Origin of the sequence: Echinicola arenosa (assembly GCF_014841125.1) — a bacterium.
GTDB lineage: Bacteria > Bacteroidota > Bacteroidia > Cytophagales > Cyclobacteriaceae > Echinicola > Echinicola arenosa.
Genome location: NZ_JACYTQ010000001.1, coordinates 701,091 through 726,315 on the forward strand (window position 1 = coordinate 701,091; position 25,225 = coordinate 726,315).

General features: G+C 39.7%; 20 protein-coding genes and 1 riboswitch. Of the genes, 9 read left to right on the top strand and 11 right to left on the bottom strand.

Annotation, left to right across the window (positions count from 1 at the left end):
- Positions 1-2 precede the first annotated feature (2 nt).
- A complete protein-coding gene (locus IFO69_RS02675) occupies positions 3-656 on the bottom strand; it encodes a Crp/Fnr family transcriptional regulator (RefSeq protein WP_192007906.1) in 654 nt (217 codons plus the stop codon).
- Between the two features lie 12 nt (positions 657-668).
- Complete coding sequence (locus tag IFO69_RS02680; protein WP_192007909.1) at positions 669-1,253, bottom strand: acetyltransferase; 585 nt, start codon at positions 1,251-1,253, stop codon at positions 669-671.
- Between the two features lie 246 nt (positions 1,254-1,499).
- Here IFO69_RS02680 and IFO69_RS02685 point away from each other — a divergent pair, with 246 nt between their 5' ends.
- Entirely contained in the window at positions 1,500-2,705 is a 1,206-nt protein-coding gene (locus IFO69_RS02685; protein ID WP_192007912.1) for a Gfo/Idh/MocA family protein, read from the top strand.
- A gap of 838 nt (positions 2,706-3,543) precedes the next feature.
- Positions 3,544-4,332: a DUF5995 family protein gene (locus tag IFO69_RS02690; RefSeq protein ID WP_192007917.1), complete on the top strand. Its 789-nt coding sequence runs from the start codon at positions 3,544-3,546 to the stop codon at positions 4,330-4,332.
- A gap of 10 nt (positions 4,333-4,342) precedes the next feature.
- Here the strand turns inward: IFO69_RS02690 and IFO69_RS02695 are convergent, their stop codons facing one another.
- Positions 4,343-5,494 carry a DUF4407 domain-containing protein gene (locus IFO69_RS02695; RefSeq protein WP_192007920.1) on the bottom strand — a complete coding sequence of 384 codons (1,152 nt, stop codon included), beginning with the start codon at positions 5,492-5,494 and terminating at the stop codon, positions 4,343-4,345.
- Between the two features lie 340 nt (positions 5,495-5,834).
- Here IFO69_RS02695 and IFO69_RS02700 point away from each other — a divergent pair, with 340 nt between their 5' ends.
- Both IFO69_RS02700 and IFO69_RS02705 read left to right on the top strand, forming a co-directional pair.
- Positions 5,835-6,518 carry a GDSL-type esterase/lipase family protein gene (locus tag IFO69_RS02700; protein ID WP_192007924.1) on the top strand — a complete coding sequence of 228 codons (684 nt, stop codon included), beginning with the start codon at positions 5,835-5,837 and terminating at the stop codon, positions 6,516-6,518.
- A gap of 98 nt (positions 6,519-6,616) precedes the next feature.
- Positions 6,617-6,723, top strand: a riboswitch (SAM riboswitch).
- Positions 6,724-6,858: 135 nt separating this feature from the next.
- Positions 6,859-8,034, top strand: coding sequence for a trans-sulfuration enzyme family protein (locus tag IFO69_RS02705; protein ID WP_192007934.1), 1,176 nt, complete (start codon positions 6,859-6,861; stop codon positions 8,032-8,034).
- Between the two features lie 68 nt (positions 8,035-8,102).
- On the opposite strand, the gene IFO69_RS02710 is transcribed toward IFO69_RS02705, so the two are convergent.
- On the bottom strand, positions 8,103-9,662 hold the full coding sequence (locus tag IFO69_RS02710) for a beta-N-acetylhexosaminidase (protein ID WP_192007937.1): 1,560 nt from the start codon (positions 9,660-9,662) through the stop codon (positions 8,103-8,105).
- Between the two features lie 311 nt (positions 9,663-9,973).
- On the opposite strand from IFO69_RS02710, the gene IFO69_RS02715 reads away from it, so the two are divergent.
- Together IFO69_RS02715 and IFO69_RS02720 are read left to right on the top strand one after the other, a co-directional pair.
- The gene (locus IFO69_RS02715) at positions 9,974-11,437 is read left to right on the top strand and encodes a Gfo/Idh/MocA family oxidoreductase (protein WP_192007945.1); all 1,464 of its coding nucleotides are present in this window, start codon (positions 9,974-9,976) and stop codon (positions 11,435-11,437) included.
- A gap of 114 nt (positions 11,438-11,551) precedes the next feature.
- Positions 11,552-12,007 (top strand): DinB family protein, encoded by a 456-nt coding sequence (locus tag IFO69_RS02720; RefSeq protein WP_192007948.1) that lies wholly within the window; start codon positions 11,552-11,554, stop codon positions 12,005-12,007.
- Between the two features lie 24 nt (positions 12,008-12,031).
- Here the strand turns inward: IFO69_RS02720 and IFO69_RS02725 are convergent, their stop codons facing one another.
- Together IFO69_RS02725 and IFO69_RS02730 are read right to left on the bottom strand one after the other, a co-directional pair.
- Complete coding sequence (locus IFO69_RS02725) at positions 12,032-12,904, bottom strand: diacylglycerol/lipid kinase family protein (RefSeq protein WP_192007956.1); 873 nt, start codon at positions 12,902-12,904, stop codon at positions 12,032-12,034.
- A gap of 3 nt (positions 12,905-12,907) precedes the next feature.
- Positions 12,908-13,951: an App1 family protein gene (locus IFO69_RS02730; protein ID WP_192007966.1), complete on the bottom strand. Its 1,044-nt coding sequence runs from the start codon at positions 13,949-13,951 to the stop codon at positions 12,908-12,910.
- 300 nt (positions 13,952-14,251) lie between these two features.
- On the opposite strand from IFO69_RS02730, the gene IFO69_RS02735 reads away from it, so the two are divergent.
- Positions 14,252-15,790: a BCCT family transporter gene (locus IFO69_RS02735; protein WP_192007970.1), complete on the top strand. Its 1,539-nt coding sequence runs from the start codon at positions 14,252-14,254 to the stop codon at positions 15,788-15,790.
- A 6-nt stretch (positions 15,791-15,796) separates the two neighbouring features.
- Here the strand turns inward: IFO69_RS02735 and IFO69_RS02740 are convergent, their stop codons facing one another.
- The gene (locus IFO69_RS02740; RefSeq protein ID WP_192007973.1) at positions 15,797-16,168 is read right to left on the bottom strand and encodes a DUF983 domain-containing protein; all 372 of its coding nucleotides are present in this window, start codon (positions 16,166-16,168) and stop codon (positions 15,797-15,799) included.
- Between the two features lie 155 nt (positions 16,169-16,323).
- Here IFO69_RS02740 and IFO69_RS02745 point away from each other — a divergent pair, with 155 nt between their 5' ends.
- Positions 16,324-19,284: a DNA polymerase III subunit alpha gene (locus IFO69_RS02745; protein WP_192007978.1), complete on the top strand. Its 2,961-nt coding sequence runs from the start codon at positions 16,324-16,326 to the stop codon at positions 19,282-19,284.
- 9 nt (positions 19,285-19,293) lie between these two features.
- Here IFO69_RS02745 and IFO69_RS02750 read toward each other — a convergent pair whose 3' ends face one another.
- Both IFO69_RS02750 and IFO69_RS02755 read right to left on the bottom strand, forming a co-directional pair.
- Positions 19,294-20,430: a 1-acyl-sn-glycerol-3-phosphate acyltransferase gene (locus IFO69_RS02750; protein WP_192007983.1), complete on the bottom strand. Its 1,137-nt coding sequence runs from the start codon at positions 20,428-20,430 to the stop codon at positions 19,294-19,296.
- A 132-nt stretch (positions 20,431-20,562) separates the two neighbouring features.
- On the bottom strand, positions 20,563-21,102 hold the full coding sequence (locus tag IFO69_RS02755; protein ID WP_192007985.1) for an inorganic diphosphatase: 540 nt from the start codon (positions 21,100-21,102) through the stop codon (positions 20,563-20,565).
- A 159-nt stretch (positions 21,103-21,261) separates the two neighbouring features.
- Here IFO69_RS02755 and IFO69_RS02760 point away from each other — a divergent pair, with 159 nt between their 5' ends.
- Positions 21,262-21,972 carry an SIMPL domain-containing protein gene (locus IFO69_RS02760; RefSeq protein ID WP_192007991.1) on the top strand — a complete coding sequence of 237 codons (711 nt, stop codon included), beginning with the start codon at positions 21,262-21,264 and terminating at the stop codon, positions 21,970-21,972.
- A 32-nt stretch (positions 21,973-22,004) separates the two neighbouring features.
- Here IFO69_RS02760 and IFO69_RS02765 read toward each other — a convergent pair whose 3' ends face one another.
- Both IFO69_RS02765 and IFO69_RS02770 read right to left on the bottom strand, forming a co-directional pair.
- Complete coding sequence (locus tag IFO69_RS02765; protein WP_192007996.1) at positions 22,005-23,087, bottom strand: hybrid sensor histidine kinase/response regulator; 1,083 nt, start codon at positions 23,085-23,087, stop codon at positions 22,005-22,007.
- Entirely contained in the window at positions 23,077-25,224 is a 2,148-nt protein-coding gene (locus IFO69_RS02770) for a 7TM diverse intracellular signaling domain-containing protein (RefSeq protein WP_192007998.1), read from the bottom strand. Before IFO69_RS02770 ends, IFO69_RS02765 begins: the two co-directional genes overlap by 11 nt.
- Position 25,225 lies beyond the last annotated feature (1 nt).

Sequence of the window (25,225 nt, forward strand, 5' to 3'; positions counted from 1 at the left end):
AATTACATGATCAGTTCTTCAAAATCTTCTCTCACATAGATCTTATTTCGCCCCAGCTCTATCCACTTTTTCTTCTCCAATTGCTTTAAAAGCCTGGATATCACTTCTCTGGAAGTCCCAAGTTCATTGGCTATTTCTTGATGTGTAAGCTGAAGATCTGTGCTATTAAATTTCTTCATCTTGGCCAAAATATAAAGAGCCAATCTTTGATCCATTTTCAAAAAGGCCACAGCATCCAGTGCTTTAAGCATTTCCTGAAACCTCCTTTGATAAGTTTGCGTCACAAAGTCTTTCCACTGTGCATATTTTTCACTCCATGCTTCATGAACCCTGACCGGAACACCAAGTATAATGGTATCTTCCTCTGCCACCGCTTTGACCTCACTAGCCTTACTCGCATCACAACAGGTAAGGGACAGCGCACAAGTTTCACCTGGATACAAATAATATAAAAAAAGCTCCTTTCCTTCTTCATCTACCCTAAGCACCTTTACGGCACCTTCTATTACTAAAGGAACCATCTTAATGAATTTACCAGGCTCCATAATCGTAACCCCTGAAGCTATTTCTTGAAAGACACCCTTTTCTGCCAACTCGGCCAACAAATGGCGGTCAGTAATCATGGGTATTTTCTGTTTTATATCTTCTATCTGCATAATATCAATTTACTATTTGACCACTCCATAAACAGTCTCTCCATCACTGACATTTCTTAAAACCGTAGACCCTGCCCCAATTACACAGTTCTCACCTATACTAATTCCAGGAATCACAACGCTTCCTGCGCCGATAAGGCTTCCTTTCCCGACATGAACATTACCACACAGGGTGACACTTGGTGCAATATGCACAAAGTCTTCTATTTCACAATCATGATCTACTGCAGCACCTGTGTTGACAATTACGTGATCTCCTATTTTAACATTAGCCTGAATTATAGCTCCTGCCATGACCACTGTACCTTTTCCTATCTCCACATACTTGCTGATCACTGACTGCCGATGAAACACTCTACCAAACTGAACTTCAGACCCTAATCGTTCCACAACTATTTTTCTTATCACATTATCTCCAATAGCGACCACCATCAAGCCACCCTCCTCATATTCCCCAGCATCCCAAAAAGAAACAGGATACCCCAAGCATGAGGTACATTCCGGATTATCATCAAAAACCTTAAAAATCCCTATGCCTTGGCTTTCTACGCCCGAAATGACCACTTTTGCATGGCCTGAAGCTCCATAGATATACATGCCCCATTAATCTTATTTAGTTTTACAACGTTAAACTAATCAATAAATCCTCATTTTACTTACACACACTGCACTTTCATAACCTTTGCTTAGGCAACTAAGCTATTTGAACCTACCATACATTAAATATTTACCTAAAACAAAATTATACCCATTCAAAAACTTCTCATTTCTTTTTCACTTATTAATGACATATATTTAGAACTTGTCAAAAAATTAAGTTTAAAAAATATATTAAATGCAATCATGAATAGAAGGGACTTTATGAAAACCGGCGGCATAGTCTTGAGCGGATCTTTATTCCCTTACCAAATGGCTAATGCTCTCCATAGCCAAACAGAAGCCCCTATAAAAGTCGGAGTAATCGGATGTGGTGACAGGGGTAAAGGTATCATGCATGTGATGTCTAGAATGCCAGAACAATTTGACATCATTGCTGTTTGTGATGTGATGGATTTCAGGCTTGACCAAACTTATAAAGCCTTCCCAAAGCACAAATTTAAGACTTACAAACAATACGAAAAGTTGGTCGAGGACAAGTCCATTGACGCTGTCATCATAGCCACTCCTCTCAATATGCATTTTGCACCTGCGAAGGCTGCACTCGAAGCAGGAAAACACGTTTACCTTGAAAAGACCATGACCTACAGCATCCCTGAAGCCATGGAATTGATCAAGATCGTCAAAGATAAACCCTCACTTACACTTCAAGTCGGACACCAATACCGTTATACACCACTATATTATAAGGTTAAGGAAATGATCCAGTCAGGTTATTTGGGTAAAATAACCCAAATCGATTCAAGGTGGGACAGAAATTGGAATTGGAAAAGACCAGTTCCTGATCCTTCTTTGGAAAAGATCATCAACTGGAGAATGTATAAGGACTATTCTGGGGGGCTTCCTGCAGAATTACTGAGTCATCAAATCGACTTTATCAACTGGGCATTCGAAACGCATCCTGATACCATTATTGGAACAGGTGGCATTGACAACTATCATGACGGCCGAGAAACTTTTGACAATGTCCAACTTTTGCTTAGATATGAAAAAGAAGAGATGATAGGCAATTTCGGAGCTACTTGTAGTAACGCCAGAGAAGGATACTCTTTTAGCATTAAGGGTACTCAAGGAACTGTCGAGTTGCTTATGAATGAAGGCTATTTCTATCCAGAAAAGGAAAGAATGGAAGAATTGCAAATCGTAGACGGCGTATCTGGAGCCACCAAACTTACCTGGAAAGACGGTAAAGGCATTCCTATCTTAGAAGAGAAAACCAAGGACGGTACTTGGTATGCGTTGGAGGATTTTTATAAATCCATCCAAACTAAAGCCATGCCTGCCTCCAACGTACTTAGTGGTGCCACTACAGCCACCTGTATCCACCTGGCCAACCACTCCCTCTTCAATAAAACTATCGAAAATTGGAAACCAGAATACAATTACATCTAAACTAGTATAACATCCATTATATTTAGAGCTGCCCTTATGGCAGCTCTTTTTGTTTATTGCATATTTACCTTATTCAACTTTTTGATTTGACACCTACTTATACCAAAAATGTAGCGCAAATGATCGCCCTTAAACTTATTTGTTAAGAAAATTTAACAATTTCATCATACAGGGTAATTATTCGCTTGAAATCTGTCATAAAAACGTGAAAAAGCGAAAACAACGTTTAAAAAAACCATATTTATGCCTATTAACACACTTTAAGAATTCTATCGGGTTAAAAACGCAATTCCTAAACACCTATTTTGCAAAAAGTATAAAAACTGGTTCAAAAAACACCTGTTTTTAAATAGATTTTTGTTAGTAATAAAGAATGCGGTTAAAAAAAATACAAAAAAAAGAGGAATCTTTGTTTAGATTCCTCGAATGGGTTTATTTTAACTGACTAACAGCCGTATATATTTTGGAAAAAAGGAATTTAATCCTCGTTTTTAGAACCAAAACTTCTTTAAACTTAGTAAAAATATTTTTCAATACAATAAAACACCAAAAATAATTTTCTCACATAATAAGCTACAAAATACTAATTACTGCATTTTCCCGCCTACAAAACCCAAACCACCCTAAATAAAAAATACTAAAACGATTAAACCTCCAACAGTCAGTTTGACAAAAAATTATTTTGAAGTTTAACAAAACCACCAATTGCAAATCAAAACCTGGATTTAAGATAACCAGTAGCTTATCTTTCCTGGAACCAACTAAAGTATGCCCACTCCAACCTATTCTATTTTTATCCTTATATTTCTTAACAAATTGTTTTAAATAAGCTCTCACCATGTATACCATTGAAGATGTTCTGCACAAAATGGACGAAATTGTTTTGCAGTGTAAAGCCAAAAAAAGTCGAATAGGTTACTTTGCAATACTTTATAGACAGGTAACCAAGCGCATCAAAGAAGGCATAGAAAATGACGAATTTGAGGATAACCCAAGAATGGAAAAACTTGACATTCTTTTCGCCACGCGCTTCTTTGAAGCGTATGAACTCCATCTAACCTCCGCCTCACCAACCCAAAGTTGGGCTTGTGCATTCAATACTTCCACAGCCAGCGGCCACATGATCCTGCAGCACCTCCTTCTTGGCATCAACGCTCATATCAATCTTGACCTTGGCATTGCAGCGGTCTTGACCATGAACGGACAAGACATGCTGGGCATAAAAAATGACTTTGACAAAATCAACATTATCCTTGCCAGTATAGTGGACGGTGTAAAAGCCAATTTGTCGCTAGTTTCTCCCGTGTTTGGCTTTTTGATCCAATTTGCAAAAGGAAAAGATGAAATACTTCTGGACTTCAGCATCAAGCTCGCCAGAGATGGGGCTTGGAAATTCGCAAATGAATACCTAATTGCCCTAGACCAAGATGACTGCCTACGCTTAAGAGACCTCTCAATTGCCAAACTTGGACAAAAAATAGCAAAACCAGGGATTATCTTGAACTTCATCGCCAGATTGATCAGCTTGACAGAATGGAAATCAGTCCCAGATGTCATGGACCAATTGGAGGGAATTGCTAGAAAATGTGCCCCAAATAACCTTCGTTCAGCTCATTCAATATCTTAGGCTTTACCAATCAGGAAGAAGTTTCTTGTGGCGCTTCTTCCTCTTTCCTAGTACTCATACTTCTCTCTAAAGCATCCATTTCTGTATTGGTCATAATTTTACTTTTGTGAATGGCTTTCTTAATCGCCAGCTCAGTATCCACATCCAATGTCTCTTTAAACAACTGCAAACGCTGTCTACTCTTCTCTTCATTCTTAAACTTCATCTCCTTGGCATAGACCGCAACCTCACTTTCGGCTTTATCCATCAACTCATCATACGGCCCCCTGCCTGCGATCAATTTTACAAAAACCGGGGCAGTTTCCATGGCCACAAATAATAATATAATAAACAGGTTTGCCAAGGCTATCGCATTGCTTCCTGCAGTCAAAGACGACAAAGCATCCATCCTTGCTGCTAAACCATCATATTCGCCTATACTCTTTTGCTGCTCTTCAAATGCAAACTGCCTTCTGCCCATCGCTTCCTGAATGGCCATTTCATTTTCATCAATTTTGGCCCAATTCCTTTGCTGAATAGCTTCCAGATCTACTTGGGCTGCATCAAGCTGCTCTTCCTTTTTCTTGGCATTGGTTCCCAGCCCCACTATCCCTGTAGTACCTGGAGTTTTCACCCCAAAACGCTCCTCATCATATTCCTTTTGCTTTTGATCCCTGAAAGCCGATTTTGCTGCAATTTCATCCCTTAAAGCTTGGTTTTCTTCTTCCAATCTGGCCACTTCAGGAAAGGCCCCTTCCAAACCTACCTTCGCCTCTGTCATTGCCTGAATCTTACCTTCATCCACCACCCTGTTAATTTCTCTTTCAAATACTTTTAATTCAAGTGGTTTGGAGATAACCAATGCCAAAAAGACCGCCAATACCAATCTTGGAAAAGCTAACTTCCACTCAGACCAAGCACTCTCCTTCTTCCTCATACTCGAAACTATAAATCGGTCAAGATTAAAAATCATCACTCCCCAGACCAAACCAAATACTACCCCCCAATACCACAAACCAAACACAGTGTACAATGCATAACCTGCAGATAGGGCAGCAAGAATTCCTGTAAAAAATACAGTACCACCAATCCCCATATATTTATTGGATTCAGTAGGACATTTCTTTAAGAGAGCCATATTTGCCCCACTGCAAAACCACAAAAACTGTTTCATCTTATTCATTCAAAACGTTAAGAAAGTATCTCATAACCTCTTCTATTCCTCATCCCCTTCTCAAAAAACGAGCTATAGTCCATTTAAATTACTTTTATTACTTGTCCTCCTATAATAAATGTGACGAATATGGTTTCTTTTGACACCAAGGGTGGGTTTTACGTTATAGATCCAAATATTTTTTTGGCGGCTCAAAATTTTCGTTCCAATTCAAAATCGTGCATTGTATAAAAACGTACGCTTTTGTGTCCGAAAATGTAAAATTTCACCCGAACAAAATAAACTCCTATCCCAAAGAAACAATTACCGTACTTTATTAATAAATTCATTGAAATAAACTTTCTGCAAAATGACCTTCTACAACCAAAAAAAACAGCTCTCTTTCTTACTATTATTCACCTTCTTTTTTATTGGCTCACTTAATGGACTTTTCGCTCAAGAAGGTCCTGAACGTTTCAAAAATGAAGTAGACCAAATTATTGCCACCACCCCCATACCAAATGGAAACGCTACTGTATACTTATTTACCGGAAGCTCCAGCATCAGACTTTGGAAAAACATTCCCGAGTACTTCCCCAATAAAACCATTGTAAACACTGGATTTGGAGGATCACAAACCCACGAGTTAATGCATTTTGCCGACGAATTAATCTTCCGTTACAAACCCAATAAAATTTTCATCTATGAAGGAGATAATGATTTGGCCAGCGGCAAAAAGCCCTCTACCATCCTCAAAACCATGAAAAAGTTGATCACTAAGATTCAATCAAAACTACCAGATGCTGAGATTGTTTTGATTAGCCCTAAACCAAGCCTTTCAAGATGGACACTCAAAGAAGACTACAACACTCTTAACAGATTAATGGAAGTTTACTGTGAAAAAACAGCTAATGTAAGCTTTGCTAATGTTTGGGACATCGCTCTCAATGAATCTGGAGAACCTATTAAGGAAATATTTATAGAGGACGGACTTCATATGAACAAAAAAGGGTATGACCTTTGGGCAGAAGTTCTTGAAAATTATTTCCCGTGAACAGACACTTAGCATGTTTTAGATTTTCTGTAGGCTAATGTGGAATTTGTTTGGAATTTCAAAATGACTGCCTTTACTTTGCAGCAATTCAGGCAACTGATTTATAAAGAAGAGGCGAGAGATCAGGCTCTGCGACCCTCTGGCAACCATTCGCCGCAACGAAAAGGTGCCAATACCTGCCCCAATAAATAGGGAACTATAAATTAGAAATTATGATCCAATTAAGAGCACCTTCCTTTTTCACCTCTATCAACATTACTCAGGTTTTATCCATGCATTCCTTTTTTTGAACTGAATGCACCTATCAATTATTTTAATTAAGCCATAGAAATAGAATATCATGTCCAATAAGAATTTTGAAACCGAAGCCATACGAATTGCTTCTTCCAAATCCAACCAAAGAGAACATTCTGCGCCAATTTACCTAACTTCTAGCTTTACCTTTGACAGTGCAGAGGAAGCAAGGCAAATGTTTGCGGATGAAATCCCAGGGAATATTTATTCACGCTATGCCAACCCCAACAGTACTGACTTGATTGAAAAAGTCTGTGCAGTGGAAGGTACTGAAGATGGAATTGCCACTGCTTCTGGTATGGCCGCTATGTTTGGAGCCATTGCATCTCTATTACAACAGGGAGACCATATCCTTGCTGCCAGGTCCCTCTTCGGATCTACCCACCAGTTGCTTACACGCTTATTCCCCAAATGGGGCATCACTTCAACTTATGGTGATATCTCTGATATTGAAAACTGGGACAAGTTGGTACAGCCCAACACCAAAATGCTCTTTATAGAGACCCCATCCAACCCAGGCCTTGAAATCATCGACTTGGAATGGATCGGCAAGTTTGCCAAAGCCCACAACTTAATCTTGGTTGTAGACAATTGCTTTGCCACTCCTTACCTACAGCAACCTGCCAAATGGGGCGCTGATATTGTAGCTCATAGTGCCACCAAATACATTGATGGCCAAGGAAGGGTTTTGGGCGGACTTATTTTAGGAAAAAAAGAGTTCATTCAAGATGTACAGTTCTTCACCAGACACACAGGACCTTCTATCTCGCCTTTCAATGCCTGGATCCTTTCACGCAGTATGGAGACCCTTGCCGTAAGAATGGAAAGACATTGTGCCAATGCTTTGAAAACAGCCGAATACTTTCAGGACAGTCCAGATTTGGAATTTGTAAAATACCCATTTCTAAAGAGTCATCCGCAGTATGATTTGGCAAAAAAACAAATGAAACATGGTGGAGGTATAATTACCTTGACCTTAAAAGGAGGAATAGAAAGAGCCAAAAGATTTATAGATGAACTTCAAATGATCACAGTCACAGCTAACCTCGGAGACAGCCGAAGCATCATCACCCACCCTGCCTCTACTACACACAGTAAATTGAGTGAAGAGGAAAGAGAAAGGGTTGGCATTTTACCAGGCCTTATCAGGCTTTCTACTGGACTGGAACATCATGATGATATCATAGCCGATGTAGAGAGAGCTCTTGAAAAATCGAGATAGCACAGGGAAAGATTTCCTTAGAAATAAAAAAGCAAAAGCCGATTTTGTCAAAATCGGCTTTTGCTTTTTTATTTAGTTATTTCTTCTTTCAACAATGGCGACTGATAGTAACCTACTCCAAGAGCTTCAAGCCTATTGGTATGCTTCTTTAAACGGCCCTTGTAACTTTCCCAATCCCGCTTCTCAGGACTAGTCCATGCTACCTCAGCAATCCCAATCAAGCGCGGGAAAACCATATATTCTATATCCTCCATCTTGGTGATGGTCTCCGTCCATAAAGGAGCTTCCACACCTAATATATTTTCCTTACCGATCCCTTCTACCAATTTTGCTGGATCCCACATATAAGCACTGTCTAATTCTATATAGGCCGCCCAATGCAATCCCAGCTCAGTGGTAGAGTCATATTGCATATCCAAATAAGCCTTAGAAGCTGGTGAAATCAAAACCTTTGCTCCTTGGTCAACCGCCAATTTAGCATTTTCTGCCTTTGCCCAATACTGAGCAGTTGAGCTTGGCCGTAATGCCGCATGGGCTATTTCATCCCAGCCGATCACCTTTTTACCATAAGAGTTAACAATATCCTGTGCCTGTTCTATAAAAGGAATGTAATCTTCCATCGCTGTAACATGGGATTCATCTCCACCAATGTGGATGTAGGGGCCTGGAGTTAATTCCACCAACTCCCTTATTACATCATCAATAAACTGATATGTAACCTCTTTGTCCGTACACAAAGTGCTGAACCCTACTTCTATTCCTGTATACAGTTCAGGAGACTCATCGTTGCAGTTCAATTCTGGATATGATGCCAATGCAGCATTGGTATGACCTGGCATATCAATTTCCGGAACAATCGTAATGAACCTTTTCTGAGCATAAGATACAAGCTCCTTATACTCATCTTGAGTATAAAAACCTCCTTCACCGCCACCTACTTCTGTGCTACCACCGATCTCTGTCAGTTTTGGCCAAGACTTGATTTCTATCCTCCAGCCTTGGTCATCGGCTAAGTGAAGGTGCAAATAATTAATCTTATACATCACCAACAAGTCAATATAGCGTTTCACATCTTCCACACTAAAAAAGTGTCTAGCCACATCCAACATACTTCCACGATAAGCGTATTCAGGGTCATCTTGAATCGATCCAGCTGGAATCAGCCAATCCACCCCTTCATACTCTCCAGATTTTTCGATTTGGTCAGGCATCAATTGTCTCAAAGTCTGAACTCCCCAAAAAACTCCGGCAGCAGTAGCTCCAGAAATCTCAATCTTTTCCAAGCCTACATTTAGTTTATAGGCTTCTTCTCCACTCCCCGCTCCTATTTTCAAAGCAATAAAATTACCTTCTGCGGGTTCATCTTTTACCACCTGAATATTAAAACCTGTAGATTTATTGATCAAAGACGATAAAAACTCAGCAACATTTTGAAGTCCTTTATCATCTTGCTCAACAAAAATCTTGGTGGATTCGTCCAATTCAAACGCTCCGGCTTCTTCTGCCACCATGTCCGGAAGAGGAATCAGGGCCACATCTGAAAGCTTGGGTGCAGGCTTGCTACACGCAAAGGACATGATGATCAGTAGTACTACCCCTGATGCTTTTCCTATTTTAGTTTTTAACATAACTCAATGGGTTTGGAATATCATGAAATACAGCCCCTAAACTTAGTTAATTTTTTTACAAAACACGGTATCCAATAAATTAAACTTTCACCCCACTATTAATTCAATATCCTGATATATTTTAACGATTTAGCAATTGATCAAGCTTATTTTTAGAAAAAATAACACAGTATTTACAAAGACCATTTATCATAAATTAACGCCATTTAATATGAAAACCTTCCAATTGCCTTGACGTAAAAAAAGTTTTCTCTAAATTAAGCCTCCTTTAAAAAAACCATAACTATATATAAAAACCGACAATATTACCCATGAAAAAAGAAAACTCACTCAAAGAGCATAACTCTAGAAGAGACTTTTTGAAAGGTGCTGCCACTGCAGCCGCTGGATTTTACCTTGTACCAAGACATGTATTGGGCGGACCCGGATTCACCGCCCCAAGTGACAAAATCGTAGTTGCTGGAATTGGAGCAGGTGGAAAAGGCCAAAGCGATATTTATGCAATGTACAAAAGTGGATTGGCCGACATCGGCTACCTATGTGATGTAGATGACAGAAGAGCTGTCGCCTCAAGAGAACGTTTCCCTAAAGCCAAATATTACAAGGACTATCGAGAAATGCTGGACAAAGAACACAAACATATTGACGCAGTGACAGTGTCCACTCCTGACCACAACCACGCAGTCCAAGCCATTGCTGCCATGCAGCTGGGCAAACATGTGTATGTTCAGAAGCCTTTGACTCATGATATATACGAGGCAAGAATGCTGACCCAAGCAGCAGAAAAGTACAAAGTGGTAACCCAAATGGGAAACCAGGGTTCTTCAGGAGATGGTGTACGTAGAATGATGGAATGGTACAATGCTGGCATGATCGGCGAGGCTACCAAAGTTTGGTGCTGGACAGACAGACCAGTTTGGCCACAAGGCATCAAATGGCCAGAAAAAGGAATCACCCCTCCTACTGAACTTGACTGGGACCTTTGGCTGGGCACAGCCCCTTACAAAGAATATGTGGACAACTTGGTACCATTCAACTGGAGAGGTTGGTGGGACTATGGTACAGGAGCACTTGGCGACATGGCCTGCCACATTATGGAACCTCCCTTCAGAGTTTTGGGACTGGGTTATCCATCTGAAGCAGAATGTAGTGTAGGCTCTGTATACGTAGGAGAGTTCAAAAGGGGCTATTTTCCTGATGGCTGCCCTCCTTCTTCACATGTTACACTGAAATTTAAAACCCCAGGAAAAGAAGACCTTGAATTCCACTGGATGGACGGCGGCATTCAACCAGCACGTCCAGAAGAGCTTGGCCCTAACGAACAAATGGGCGATGGTGGAAACGGTGTAATCATAGAAGGCACAAAAGGCAAAATGATGTGCTCAACATACGGCATTGACCCTAAGCTTTTGCCTACTTCAAGAGAAGATGGTGACAAGGTACCAATGACCATTCCAAGAGTAGAAAATGGTGATAATGGTCACTACGCGCAATGGGTAAAAGCCTGTGTAGCCGGGCATGGAAGTAAAGAATTCAAAGAACTAAGTTCTCCATTCTCTATCGCTGGACCGCTTACAGAGTCTGTGTTGATGGGTAACTTGGCGATTAGAAGTTATGACATCAGAAAGCCTCGAAAAGATGACGATGGATTTGATTACCCAGGAAGAGGCATCAAACTCGTATGGGATGGTCCTAACATGAAAGTAACCAATTTTGACGAAGCCAATCAATTCGTCAAAAGGGAATATAGAGGAAGCTATTCCTTGAACGTTTAACATTTCAAAGCCGACTCTCCAGTCGGCTTTTTTATTTATTCACGCTTATTTATAAAGTTTTCCCTTTAACTTTAGCCTCCGTTAATCGGAATCATCTAACATTTTCTTAAGCCCATGGATATCAACCACATCATTAAAACCAGGGAAAATTTCATCAATTTGATCAATGGCCTCAGCTTAGATCAAATCAATCAAATCCCGAAAGGCTTTAATAACAACATAGCCTGGAATTTTGGACATATCGTCGTTACACAACAAATTATCTGTTATAAACTCTCAGGCCTACCCTTATTGGTAGAAGATGACTTGGTAGAAAAATATAAAAAAGGGACCAAGCCTGAAGCTCCCATTTCAGAAAAAGAACTGGAAAATCTCAAAATCTTGGCGCTATCATGCCTTGAAAACTTAAAGAATGATCTATTGATCGGGAGCTTTAAGGAATTCAAAGAGTACACCACCAGCTTTGGGGTTACACTTACCAGCATCAAAGAAGCCATTGAATTCAATAGTATTCATGAGGGCATGCACCTAGGATATGCCATGGCCCAAAGAAGATTGGTAACACAATAGGCTCCAATAAACCTCAGACCGACTTTATTCCAAGTAAAAAAAGTTGACTTTATTCATTTCGGCTTTTATACTGATAGATTCGGTCTGAGGCATTACTTCTCCATCGATTTGAAAGTCCGCCCCATCAAGGTTCTTTACCTCCGCTTTTTCGGCCTTCCAAATTTTCACTGTTTCATTTGATTCTAACGTTCCTTTGAATAAGTCTACAGATAGAGACACTATCTCATCAATCCCTTCTGGGTTTAAAGCGATCACCTCAAACTTCCCATCATCAATCTTGCCAGACGGGTTGATCAACGCTCCAGTACCGTACTTATTCCCGTTGGCGATTACCAGCATCCTTGCCTCTACAACAAATGTTTCACCTTTAATATGGATTTCAAATTGGTAAGGCCTCAATTCTGTAAATTGTGCAACAGAGCTTTTAAAATAAGACATCATCCCCCTGCCTGCCTGCCCTGTTGATTTCTTCACCAAGCCAGCATTGAACCCAAAATCACTTAAGTGGATACAAATCTCTTCATTGATCCTCCAAAGATCTACCCCTTTCACTTTTCCTGTTTTAATGGCATGACATGCGTCAGATATTCCATGAATACCGAAACCTGTGGCCAGCCCGTTTGCCGACCCCAAAGGAATGATTCCAAGAGGCAGGTCCATCCCCAATATAGCCTCCACCACCATCTTCACAGTCCCGTCCCCTCCACCAACCAGCACTCCATCCCAGTCCTGCTTCTGAAGCATTTCCTTCACCTTTCTCACATCATCCTTTCCGGTAGTTTCCCAAATTTCAACATTAGTCCCATAGAGACTATTGCACACCATTTCTTTTACTTCTTCCCGGTCATCCCCTTCTCCGGAAATCGGGTTAAGCACAAATAAATAATCTTTATCCATATTTTATGATGATATAAATGAATGTTCTTTAGCATGCTGCATGGCTTCTTGGGTACTTTTTACAAAAACCATTTCCGGACTTTGATCATACTTCAAAAGCTCCTGTAATAGTTGGTCTCTTTCTCCACCATACTTTTTGACTTTTCTTATGTAGACAGATTTTATTCGCCCAGGACACTCTTTGATCACCTGAGCATACAATTCGGGATCATGCTGACCACTATCCCCTATCAGGTAAAATTTCATTCCGGGATATAGCTCCAACAACATCCTGATTTTCTCCAATTTATGCAGGTGATCCCCCCCTCCTGACTTCCATATATTTTTTAAATTCAAATGCAGATCTTGAAGTAAAATAGGCCCCAAAGGAATATTTCTATATTTCAAAAAGTCCTTGATTAGATCAAACAAGTTCCAATCACTACTGGAAACATAAAAAACAGGATGTTTACCATGATCTGTCAACTCTTTATAAAATTCACTAACTCCCGGAAACGGCCTTCTGGTATAAGCATTTTTTGAAACCGATAGCCATAACTTCTTACCTATATCAGTAGCATGTGAAATCAACACCGTATCATCTATATCCGAAATCACACCAATAGGATGGTCTTTAGCAAATTGCTTGACATCCAGATAGCTCTTTCTCTTTTCGGGAATCAGACCCGACTCAGGGACTAAGCTAAAACCAACCCGATGCTTTTCCTTGACCATACTTGTCTCTGCATCAAATTCACACTCAATGATTCCTTCATCATCGCTTAAAACTACCTTCTTCTGCCCAAGACAAAACACCTCTACCTTGGCATCAGGAACACTGCTGCCAGCATATCTCCTTAAAGCCGCCAAAATATTCTGCAAACTGTTTTTCTTTGCTGAAGGCTTGCTCTGCTTATAAGCCTCCAACACTCTGGCTTTTACATAAATCCGATCCTCATTTCCAAAGGCATATAATGGTTCAATTTTTATTTCTCCCAATTTACCTACCGCTTTCTTTAACTTGGCAAATGCATATCTAAAAGGAAAAGACAGGGTTCTTACAATCATGCTAAATCATTATTAACAATCCTCAAAAACTTATTACCATTTAACACTAGCAACAATCGCCCCAAAAGATTGCTATTGTTAATTTACCTTTTATTTTAGTCATGTTATCCACTATTTTGCCAATAAAGAATATTAGCTGACAGGAATAGTGGTTTTTGTTGAGTTTTATACTTCCAACTTCCTTTACATCTACTGGCTAGGCAGGTTTGCGATTGATAAAACAAAATAAACTAGGTTAGTGACATCAATGCAGATAATCTGAATTTATTTCATTTTCAACTACCTTAACCCCCATTTGGTTTGAAAAAATCCCAAAACATCTTTGATACACCATTACGAAAAAGTGTTTTTTGGCCACCGTTTATTCTGATATCAATAGCCGTATTGGTTAGCATTTTTGCTGAAGATCTTTTTGAGAGGTCTATGGAACTCATTAATAGATTTATCTTGACAAATTTCTCTTTGCTTTTCTCCTACACCTCTTTTGCGATGGTAATCACCTGTATACTCATTATTTTTTCCCCATTGGGAAAAATCAAAATAGGAGGCAACAAAGCACAGCCAAAGTTCAGTAAACTAAGTTGGTTTTCAATTATCTTATGTACCACTGTGGCGGTAGGCATCTTGTTTTGGGGCAGCGCGGAACCCTTATTTCACTTTCTTCATCCACCGGACTTCAAATACTTTTCCAGTGGATCTTTAGCTGCCAAACAGTTCTCCATGGGAGCAATCTTTCTACACTGGGGATTTACTCCTTACGCCATCTATTGCATCCCGGCATTAGGAGTGGCTTTGGCCGTTTATAATTCCCAACTCAAATTCAGCTTAAGCAGCCCTTTATCGCCTATCTTGGGACAAAACGGTCGAAATAAGATTTCCAATAGTATAGACATGGTCTGCCTATTTGCTTTGGTAACAGGGATGGCCGCATCTCTTGGGGCAGGGATCCTAAGCATCTCTGGTGGCTTAATGGACCAATGGAACACACTTGACAAAGAGTTTCTACTGCCTGGGGTCACCTTGATCATTATGGTTACATTCATTGTCTCCGCCTCCTCAGGAATAAACCAAGGAATCAAGAATCTAAGCCAAATCAACTTCTGCTTTTTCTTGATTTTCAACTTGCTTATTTTCTCCATAGGCCCTACTGTTCCAATCCTAGAAGATAGCCTTTTAAGCATTAAAAGCTATGCACAAAGCTTCCTCCCTTTAAGTCTCCAGTGGGGAGATATCAAAGGTAGCGAATGGAGTCAATCTTGGTCCGTATTTAACTGGGCCAATTGGATGGCGTGGGCGCCAATAACTGCTTTGTTTTTAGGCAAAATTGCTTACGGAAGAACAGTCCGCGAATTCATTCTATTTAACTGGATTTTCCCAGCCATATTTTGCCTGGCATGGATGAGTATTTTTGGAGGCAGCACTCTATTTTACGCCAACCAAGACTCCGGCCACTTTAATCAGCTACTGAATCAGTCCGGCCCTGAGTCTATCATTTATGAAGTGTTTTCCAACATTGGCTGGTCCAATATTTTGGCCCCTGCTTTTATCCTCGCCATGTTTATCAGTTATGTCACGGCTGCTGATTCGAGTACAGAAGCAATGGCCTCCTTGAGTATGAAGTCCTTTTCTTTAAAGGACTTTGATTCGGATACTAGTTTAAAAGTGATTTGGGGAACATTAGTTGGTCTCTTGGCATGGGTTATGGTAACCTTTGCCGGTATTGATGGCGTAAAGATGCTGTCCAGCCTCGGAGGACTTCCTGCTCTTTTTTTACTGATTGGCATTACCATCAGTATCAACAAAATGATGTGGCAACCCCAAAAATATCTCAAAAACTAAGCTTCTTTAAGCCTTTGGGTCATATTTGATTTTTCCTGCTGCATATAAATACAAGACTTTGGAATAGCGGAGCATTATGGGCAACAACAAAACATTTGCTACTCCAACAGCCACAATGTACACCCATAAGTCAGGGTCACCGAATACATAGTTCAAAATGATCATCACATTGATAACCAAAGCTACTGAAAGTGCATAGCTCACATACATGGCTCCATAATAAAAGTCCGGCTCAGGCTCCAACACCACACCACAATGAGGGCAATTGTGGTTTACAGTTGATAACTTTCTAAAGCTAATAAGAGAAACTGGAAAAAGATTGCCTTTATGGCATCTGGGACATTTTGCTGCCAGCATGGCTGCACCTGAACTCTTCATACTAGAACTGTTTTTACTACCCAAAGATAACAATAAAGGCGCTTTAAACCACATATTGAACAAGAATTCCTTTTCCTTAAACAAGTAAAAAGTTTATAAAAACAACTTACAAATGTTCATGTAATAAACTATATATTTGTAAATATATTTCTGCTATGTATATCAATTGCCATTCTTACTTTAGTTTTAAATATGGCACCATGTCCATTTCCCAATTGGTCAAAGAAGCCAAGAGTAAATCCATCGACGCCTTGGCCTTGACAGACATCAATTGCACAGCTGGAGTATATCCATTTTTAAAGGAAGCCAAAGCTGCAGGCATCCATCCGGTAATTGGCATAGACTTCAGAAATGGCATTGAGCAGCAATACATAGGACTTGCCAAAAACCACCATGGATTTCTAGAAATCAACCTCCATCTTTCTTTTCACAAAAGGAAGAATATCCCCTTTCCTAAAAGAGCCCCCAAATGGCAGCATGTGGCCATTATCTATCCATTTTCTCAGCAATATTCTGAATTGGAGCCTAACGAATATATAGGCATCCATCCAGACCAAATCAAAAAGGCACTTCGATCCCCATGGAGTCAGCAAAAGCATCGCTGGGTATTACTACAGCCTGCCAGTTTCACTACTCAGCAATCATTCAATATCCATCGACTTTTGCGCTGCATTGAACTCAATATACTTTTAAGCAAACTACCACCGGCAGCACAAGCCAACAAAACAGATCAACTCTACAACCTTTCTGACCTAGTTGACCGCTGCGAAAACCAATATTGGCTTCTCCAAAACACACAAAAACTATTAAACAGCTGCAACTTCTTTGAGGGCTATCAAAAAGTTCATAACAAAAAGGGGATTTTAGGCACGGAGGAAAAAGATCTGGAATTGCTCCGGGAATTGGCCTATAATGGGGCTGAATCCAGGTATGGCACACCTTTGAGTGAAAATCAAACATCTAGAATAGAAAAAGAGTTGGACATCATCCGGCAAAAGGATTTTGTCTCCTATTTCCTGATCAATTATGACATCGTAAAATATGCTCGGAAAAAAGGGTTTTATTATGTAGGGAGAGGAAGTGGAGCCAACAGTATCATTGCTTACTGCCTATTTATCACTGACGTAGACCCCATAGAATTAGACCTCTATTTCGAAAGGTTTATCAACCTGTATCGCTCTAGCCCACCAGACTTCGACATTGACTTTTCTTGGCGTGACAGGGACGAGATCATTGAATACATTTTCAACACCTATAACACTAAAAAAGCAGAGCATGTATGCCTGTTGGCTACCCACAATACTTTCCAGGTCAATTCTGCCATCAGAGAACTAGGAAAGGTCTTTGGACTGCCCAAAACAGATATAGAAGCCCTGATCAACTATGTTTCAAAACCGGGTCATTACTTTCCCGACAAGATCGGGGAGCTGGTTCTAAAATACAGCCATTTGATCCATGGTATGCCGAATCACTTAAGCATTCATGCTGGGGGAATCCTCATTTCCCAGCATCCTATCCATTATTACACAGCTACAGACCTTCCTCCAAAAGGCTTCCCCATCACCCATTTTGACATGGTAACAGCTGAGGAAATCGGCTTCGCAAAATTTGATATTCTAAGCCAGAGAGGTTTAGGACATATTAAGGACAGCTTGGAAATCATCCACCAAAATCGCGGAATAAAAGTGGACATTCACCAAATAGCAGCCTTTAAGAAAGACCCCAAGATCAAAAGCCACTTATGCAAAGGGCATACGATAGGGGCTTTTTACGTGGAATCACCAGCCATGCGGATGCTCTTGGCCAAACTAGAAGCTGATGAATACCTAGGACTAGTAGCTGCCAGCTCCATCATCCGCCCAGGTGTAGCAAGATCCGGTATGATGCGGGAATATATCTTAAGACATCGTAAGCCCGAAGAGAGAAAATCGAGAGCTCACCCTATACTCTACGACCTCATGCCTGAGACTTATGGAATCATGGTCTATCAAGAAGACGTTATCAAAGTCGCCCACCATTTTGCTGGCCTATCCTTTGATGAAGCAGACGTACTTAGAAGAGGCATGAGTGGAAAATTCCGCTCAAAAACCGAGTTTCAACGTGTCAAAGAAAGTTTCTTTAAAAAGTCCCTAGAAAAAGGAAGGGACACAAAAGTCACTTCAGAAGTGTGGTTTCAGATCGAAAGTTTTGCAGGTTACTCGTTTGCCAAAGGTCACTCAGCTTCTTTTGCCGTAGAGAGCTATCAGAGCCTGTACCTCAAGGCCCATTTCCCTTTGGAATTCATGGTAGGTGTGATCAATAACTTTGGGGGGTTTTATAGAACAGAATTTTATATCAGGGAATTAATGGCCTGTGGTGCAAACGTCGAACCTCCCCACATCAATGAAAGCATCTATCTTACGTCCATTCAAGGTAAAACAGTATACCTTGGCTTTATCCACCTAAAGTACCTCCAAAAAGACGTCATCAATACAATATTGAATAGTAGGCAGCTAGAAGGCCCCTTCTCGGATTTAAAGGATTTTATTAGCCGAATAAACATCAGTTTGGAACAGTTGCTGATACTGATTCGAATTGATGCATTTCGCTTTGTGGCAAAGACTAAACAAGCCCTGCTTTGGGAAGCCCATTTTTTACTCAACAAACAAAAAACCAAAATACCCTCCACCCACTTATTTAGACAGTTTGGTCTAAGAGACATGCAAGTCCCCATACTAGAAAAAAACGATCCCCGACAGGATATTTTAGATCAACTGGAAATCATGGAATTCCCTTTAAAAGATCCTTTCCTCTTGCTTAAAAACAACGATATCCCCGACACAAAAGCCAAAGATATTGCTCAATACATTGGGAAAGAGATTCAAATAGTGGGTTACCTGGTCACCGTAAAGTACACCAGGACCGTAAAAGGAGACACGATGAACTTTGGGACTTTTCTAGATAGAAACGGGGATTGGATCGACACTGTCCACTTCCCTCCTATTGTAAAAAAATCTCCCTTGACTGGCAAGGGAATTTACTTACTTGAGGGAAAAGTAACCGAAGAATTCAATTTCTATACATTAGAAATCAGCTCTTGTCAGCGACTTTCCTATTGGAATGCCGCTGAGGAATAATAAAGCGTTCTATTCCTTCACTTTTAAAGCCTCTTGATTGGTTACAGGATTAGCATACATTGCCAAAAAATTCTTTACAGCAACATCATCTTTGGTATCCACCCCATTCTCCAACCTTTTCTCAAACGCTTCTTTTTCATCAGCACTGTACTCAACAGCAAACTGATCACTATTGTTCAACAAATCATGAGCTATATAATTCGTTGGCCAAAGCTTATAATTTGCAATAATCTTATCATCAATCACATCACACAATGCCTGAAATTGTTTATTGGGAGAATCCGCTGACTTAACAATTAAGTCAATTTCCTGATCCAACGCTGTATCCACATGGATATGGATTCGCTTCTTCTGACCTATAATCCCATTCAGCAGTGTAATAAAATCTTCATTCTTTTCCTTGACATAAACCTCCTCGCGTGATTTGGCCATTAACTCCGGCATTTTCAGCATGTCTGTAGGATCATATTCATAAGAAATAGAAACCGGAACGATATTTAGCTGCTTAAAGTAATCCATTTCACTCTGCTCTCCCCTAGCCATGGATATCATCTTCAGCACCCCCTTGTGTGTCGCATCATTTCCATCTTTGGTCCGGCCTTCTCTTTGAGCTATCCATACAGAACGATTTTCATGCATCAAGAGCTCCTGAATATAAGCTGACATTAATTTGGAACTCTCCAGTAGCTCTCTGGCAGGTAAACCCCGCTGAACAATGAAATTTCTGGTCAACCTAGATAATGCCATCAAAAATGGTTTCTTTACCAAATTGTCCCCAATTGCAGAAGAAGTCATCATCTGCCCATTATTATATAAGGTATAGTTCAGCAAAGAAGTATCCAATATGATATCCCGGTGATTGGAAATAAAAAGGTAAGCTGTATGCTGGTCCAATTTATCAAAGCCTGAATAGCTCAGTCCTTCAGAACTTTTTTTCAGCACCATCCTGATAGCAGGGTAGATAAAGTTGATCTGAAAATCCCGAATGGAGTGTGTTCTGCTCAATTGCTTCTTCCATTCATTATCTTCCATTTCTGGAAATGTGAAGTTCATGATGGCCTTCATCATAGGATCGTCAACTATTCCCAGAATGGCTTTATTGACTTCAGTATCATAAAATGGTCTTATATGATCAAACTTGGACATGCAGCGTATAATTTACAAAGCCGCAAATTACAAAAAATATGGTGTTGATCAGCTATTCTGGCAGCTAAGTTTCCGCCAAATGGCCCTTACATTCATTTAAAAAAAGATGGCTGTCCGAAGACAGCCATAATATTATTTCTGATTTCTGAAATTCTTGTCATAAAGATCGATGCTTTCACGAATAATACGCATAGCATCTTCTTTACCCAGAAAGTCCTCCACCTTCACTTCTTTGTTCTCCAGCTTTTTATAGTCTTCAAAGAATCTGTGGGTCTCTTTCATCAAATGAGGCGGAAGCTCATCTATATCATTGATATAATTCACGGACTGATCATCTGCCGCTACTGCAATGATTTTGTCATCCGCTTCACCACCATCAACCATTCTCATGACTCCAATCACCTTTGCTTTTACCAAAGTCATGGACGGAATATCTATCTGAGAAATGATCAAAATATCCAATGGGTCATGATCTTCACAAAAAGTTTGTGGGATAAAACCATAATTAGCAGGATAATGAACAGCTGAAAATAAAACCCTATCCAAAATCAACATGCCGGTCTTCTTGTCCAGCTCATATTTTCCTTTACTTCCTTTAGGGATTTCAATAACGCCCATCACATATTCAGGAGCTTCGTCTCCAATGTGAACGTCATGCCACGGATTAATCATATTAAAAACTTTTTTTATACATGCTAAATGAATCGATCGGCAAATTACTGCCATTTATGAAGTTAACAAAGCAAAAAAGTGGAATTTGACATATTTTTATCTCTTGAATGTTACACTGGCTCAAGTTTTGACGTTAGGGTAGTAAAACTGAGTACTACTATGAAAAAAGCATTCTTATTATTCGCAGTTATTTTAATAGGCAACATGACCGCATTTGCCCAAACTGTATCTAATACAATTCAAGTTACCGGAAAAAGCGAAATTTCCATTATCCCCGATGAAGCCATTGTCATGGTCAACATACAGAAAAAATCCCTGAAAGCTTCTGATGCCTCAGCCATGCTCAATAAGAAAACCAAGGAAGTAGAAAATTTAGTCAAGAAAAGTGATATTAAAGATTATAAAATCACGACCGACAACTACCGAGTAAACATCAACCGAATTTATAGAGATGGCAGTGCAATGGACAGTGGTTATATTGCCTCTCAGACTGTAAAAATAAAATTAGAGAACCCTGAAAAAGATATAGTGCCATTAGTGGAAGAGCTAAACACCAGCGAGAATATCATGTATGATGTTTCTTTTTCAACTTCTGAGGAAATGATCAAAACTTACGAAAAAGAACTTTTAAAATCAGCCCTCCTAGATGCAAAGGAAAAAGCTGCACAAATTAGCGAGACGATGGGATTAGGAGAACTAAAAATCCATAATATCAACTACAGTTCAAGTCAAGTAAATTACCCTAGACCGGTTCAAATGGAGTACATGAGAGCTCAAAAAAATATGTCAGATGGTGCCTCTCCTATCTTCTCGCCTGAAGAGCAAAAACTCTCGGATGAAGTGCATGTCACATTTAAGTTTGCCGATTAATATAAAAACAGCCCCGATCGGGGCTGTTTTTTCTATAATGATGGGATGGTAATCCGAAACTCTGTCCCTTTTCCTAGACTTGATATCAATTCTATTTTTCCTTTCAATTGCTCCACGGATTCCTTCACCATATACAAACCTATTCCTGAGCCCACATTTTTCTGCGTTGCCCTGTGAAACAAATCAAAAACTTCTTCTTGGTATTTTTCATCTATACCGATTCCGTTATCAGCTACTTTGATCAATGCTGAACCGTCTGCTACCTCTACATTAATCTTGATAAACTTATCTGTAGCCTCTTCATTCTGGAACTTATAAGCATTACCAAACAAATTATTGAACACTACCCTTAATTTCGCTTCATCGGAATCAAACTTTTCATTCTGGTCTACAGATATCTCCACATTGATTCCATTCATATCCCACTTACTTTTGTACGCCTCATATTGATCTGCCAACAACTCTTCAAAATTGATGGAAGTAACCACGTTGTCAATCTTCGTGGATCGATAAAAATCAAGCATCTTATAGATAAAATCATCCAACTTTACAGTGGCAGAATCTATCATTTCAAAATACTCCAAAATCGTCCTGTCATTACTTTCCATTTTGGCAAGCTTAGACACACCTGAAATGCTCATCAATGGTCCCCTGAGTTCATGGGATAGGCTATAAACAAACTGGTTCATTTCAGAATGCATTTTTTCTAGCCTCGCATTCTTCTCCTTTAACTCCCTCCTGGTAAAAAAGATGTCAGCCGCAGTTTTGATAGCATTTTTAATCTGCTCGATATTCCACGGTTTATCAATAAACCTATACACCTCACCTTTATTGATGGCATCGATGACACTGGCAATATCTGAATATCCTGTAAGCAATATCCTAATCGGATCTGGCTTTATCTTTACTAATTTCTCAAAAAATTCGACACCTGTCATGCCAGGCATTCTCTGGTCAGCGATCACTACGTGAATCTCATTATTTTGGGCCACCTCCAATCCTTCTTCAGCATTTAGGGCTGTGTAAATCTTAAAATCCCTTCGTAAACTGGCTTTAAAGGAATTAAGGTTATTATCCTCGTCATCCAAATACAAAACATGAATCTTACTGCTCATTTCTCGGTGTTTTTTGATAAATAGGCAAAATAATTACAAACTTGGTCCCCTTCCCTTCTTCTGAAAAAACATCCAATGTACCTTGGTGATTTTCTATTATTTTATAAACAATCGATAAGCCTAGACCAGTACCTTTCCCCACAGCTTTGGTAGTGAAAAACGGCTCAAAAATCCTCTCCTTCACATGCTCAGGCATTCCTGGCCCATTATCTTCAATCTCTAATTTCACGGAGGAATCATTAGAGGATGTGGTGATATTGATGACAGGATTCTTATTGATTGAACCTTGTTCCAATAATGCCTGAATAGCATTACTAATGATATTCATAAATACCTGATTGATTTTCCCAGCCAAGCATTCTACCATTGGAATCTCACCATAGGTCTTGATCACTTCTATATTACCCATGGTACTGTTGAGGAGAACCAATGTACTGTTGATACCATCATGAAGATCCACTTTTTTGACATCCTGCTCATCCACCCTAGAAAAGAGCCTAAGCCCCTTTACTATTTCCACCGTCCTTTTAGCTCCATCTTCCATCCCTTTCAAAAGCATCGAAATCTCCTCTATCAAATAGTCGAACTCAAGATCTTCTTCCAAATCTTCAAGTTCTTTTCTGGAACTTTCAGAAAACTCTTCCCTGCCCTTTTCTCGATAAGCATCCACAACTTCCAAAACATCTTTCACATCTCTTTTCAAAGGAGATATATTGGAGCTAACAAAATTTATTGGATTATTTATCTCGTGTGCAATCCCTGCTGTCAGTTGACCCAAAGAAGCCATTTTCTCTTGATTGACCAATTGAGTCTGCGTATTCTGAAGGTTCTTTAAAGTCTGTTCTAGCTCTTCGGTTCTCAATTTAACCTTTTCCTCTAAAATAACATTCTGTTCTTTGATTAACCTTTCATTTTCTTTTAACGCTTCTAGCTTTCCGTGCTGCTGCTGTTCCTTTTCTTTTTTCAATATATTAATTCGATTGGCCAACGCCAAAGAAAGCAATATGGCTTCTACTGCTGTACCAATAAGCATCGGATAACTGGAAAGATCACCCAATGGCTCTATCCCCTGGTTTCTCAAAACATAAATCACCACTCCAAACAAAAAGAATGCCCAAGCAACCAAAAAATATATTGCCGGACGGTACCCTTTCCAAGCCGTGACAATAGCCGAACAAAAGAAAAAAATAGCGACCATCATACCGGCCAAGTCAGTCATTTTGTAGCTGACCTCGATAAATGACAGCAATCTCACTACCAAGATCACTGAATAAAGCACCCCAATAAAGATCAAAACCTTATCCAGCTTTGGAATCAAAAGCCGGGTCTTCAAGAAGGATCGAATAAACATTACTGCAAAAATCCCCGACAGGGCGGAGAAGATGATAATGCTTTGTTCGTAAAGACGATAATTGGATTTGAAAATAATAGTCGAAGCATAGCCTGCAAGTGAAAGCTGGGCCAAAGAGATAAAAAGTGTATAACAACAATATATCAAATATACCTTATCCCTTACGGAAAAATAAAGGATCAAGTTATAAAGGAATAATGCCAGCATGATCCCAACATAGATATTTGCCAGCATCATTCTTCTTGACACCACCATCTTGAAAGCATCTACTTCATAAACAGAAGTTTCGAATGATATGGGCTCTTCTGCAAATACCTTAAAAACAAACTCTCCAGTTTTACTTTTATCAATTTCAAAATAAGGATTTAATTGATCCAGTTTTCCTTCCTTACCTACAAAAGTACCTGCAATTCCCAGAGACTTAAAAACACCATCGAAGTCCTTCTCAAAGACCTCCAAATAACGAATTGTCGGCCCTTTCACTTCCAAAACAGTCCCAACTTCTGAGTTTAGCAGCCCATCTTGACCGATTATTGCCTTGACAAAAACAGTATCTTGACGGATTCCCAGGTCCAGCTTCACACTTGAATCAAACTCTTCCAACACTGATGCATTGGCAATATCATCATTGGTCACATCCAATAGCTGATAATGGTTTACCTTGACTTCTTTTTTTCTTGCTTCAGAGAGTTTGTCGCTGCAGCCGCTTAGCATCAATAAAAGTAAAAAAAAGCTAAGTAGGGTTAGCTTTTGATAATCTGTTCTTGCTTGATAAAATAACTCCATA

Excerpts from the sequence above, each read along its gene's own strand:
- IFO69_RS02675 (WP_192007906.1), bottom strand. The coding sequence starts at position 656 with ATGCAGATAGAAGATATAAAACAGAAAATACCCATGATTACTGACCGC.
- IFO69_RS02680 (WP_192007909.1), bottom strand. The coding sequence starts at position 1,253 with ATGTATATCTATGGAGCTTCAGGCCATGCAAAAGTGGTCATTTCGGGC.
- IFO69_RS02685 (WP_192007912.1), top strand. The coding sequence starts at position 1,500 with ATGAATAGAAGGGACTTTATGAAAACCGGCGGCATAGTCTTGAGCGGA.
- IFO69_RS02690 (WP_192007917.1), top strand. The coding sequence starts at position 3,544 with ATGTATACCATTGAAGATGTTCTGCACAAAATGGACGAAATTGTTTTG.
- IFO69_RS02695 (WP_192007920.1), bottom strand. The coding sequence starts at position 5,494 with ATGAATAAGATGAAACAGTTTTTGTGGTTTTGCAGTGGGGCAAATATG.
- IFO69_RS02700 (WP_192007924.1), top strand. The coding sequence starts at position 5,835 with ATGACCTTCTACAACCAAAAAAAACAGCTCTCTTTCTTACTATTATTC.
- IFO69_RS02705 (WP_192007934.1), top strand. The coding sequence starts at position 6,859 with ATGTCCAATAAGAATTTTGAAACCGAAGCCATACGAATTGCTTCTTCC.
- IFO69_RS02710 (WP_192007937.1), bottom strand. The coding sequence starts at position 9,662 with ATGTTAAAAACTAAAATAGGAAAAGCATCAGGGGTAGTACTACTGATC.
- IFO69_RS02715 (WP_192007945.1), top strand. The coding sequence starts at position 9,974 with ATGAAAAAAGAAAACTCACTCAAAGAGCATAACTCTAGAAGAGACTTT.
- IFO69_RS02720 (WP_192007948.1), top strand. The coding sequence starts at position 11,552 with ATGGATATCAACCACATCATTAAAACCAGGGAAAATTTCATCAATTTG.
- IFO69_RS02725 (WP_192007956.1), bottom strand. The coding sequence starts at position 12,904 with ATGGATAAAGATTATTTATTTGTGCTTAACCCGATTTCCGGAGAAGGG.
- IFO69_RS02730 (WP_192007966.1), bottom strand. The coding sequence starts at position 13,951 with ATGATTGTAAGAACCCTGTCTTTTCCTTTTAGATATGCATTTGCCAAG.
- IFO69_RS02740 (WP_192007973.1), bottom strand. The coding sequence starts at position 16,168 with ATGAAGAGTTCAGGTGCAGCCATGCTGGCAGCAAAATGTCCCAGATGC.
- IFO69_RS02745 (WP_192007978.1), top strand. The coding sequence starts at position 16,324 with ATGTATATCAATTGCCATTCTTACTTTAGTTTTAAATATGGCACCATG.
- IFO69_RS02750 (WP_192007983.1), bottom strand. The coding sequence starts at position 20,430 with ATGTCCAAGTTTGATCATATAAGACCATTTTATGATACTGAAGTCAAT.
- IFO69_RS02755 (WP_192007985.1), bottom strand. The coding sequence starts at position 21,102 with ATGATTAATCCGTGGCATGACGTTCACATTGGAGACGAAGCTCCTGAA.
- IFO69_RS02760 (WP_192007991.1), top strand. The coding sequence starts at position 21,262 with ATGAAAAAAGCATTCTTATTATTCGCAGTTATTTTAATAGGCAACATG.
- IFO69_RS02765 (WP_192007996.1), bottom strand. The coding sequence starts at position 23,087 with ATGAGCAGTAAGATTCATGTTTTGTATTTGGATGACGAGGATAATAAC.
- IFO69_RS02770 (WP_192007998.1), bottom strand. The coding sequence starts at position 25,224 with ATGGAGTTATTTTATCAAGCAAGAACAGATTATCAAAAGCTAACCCTA.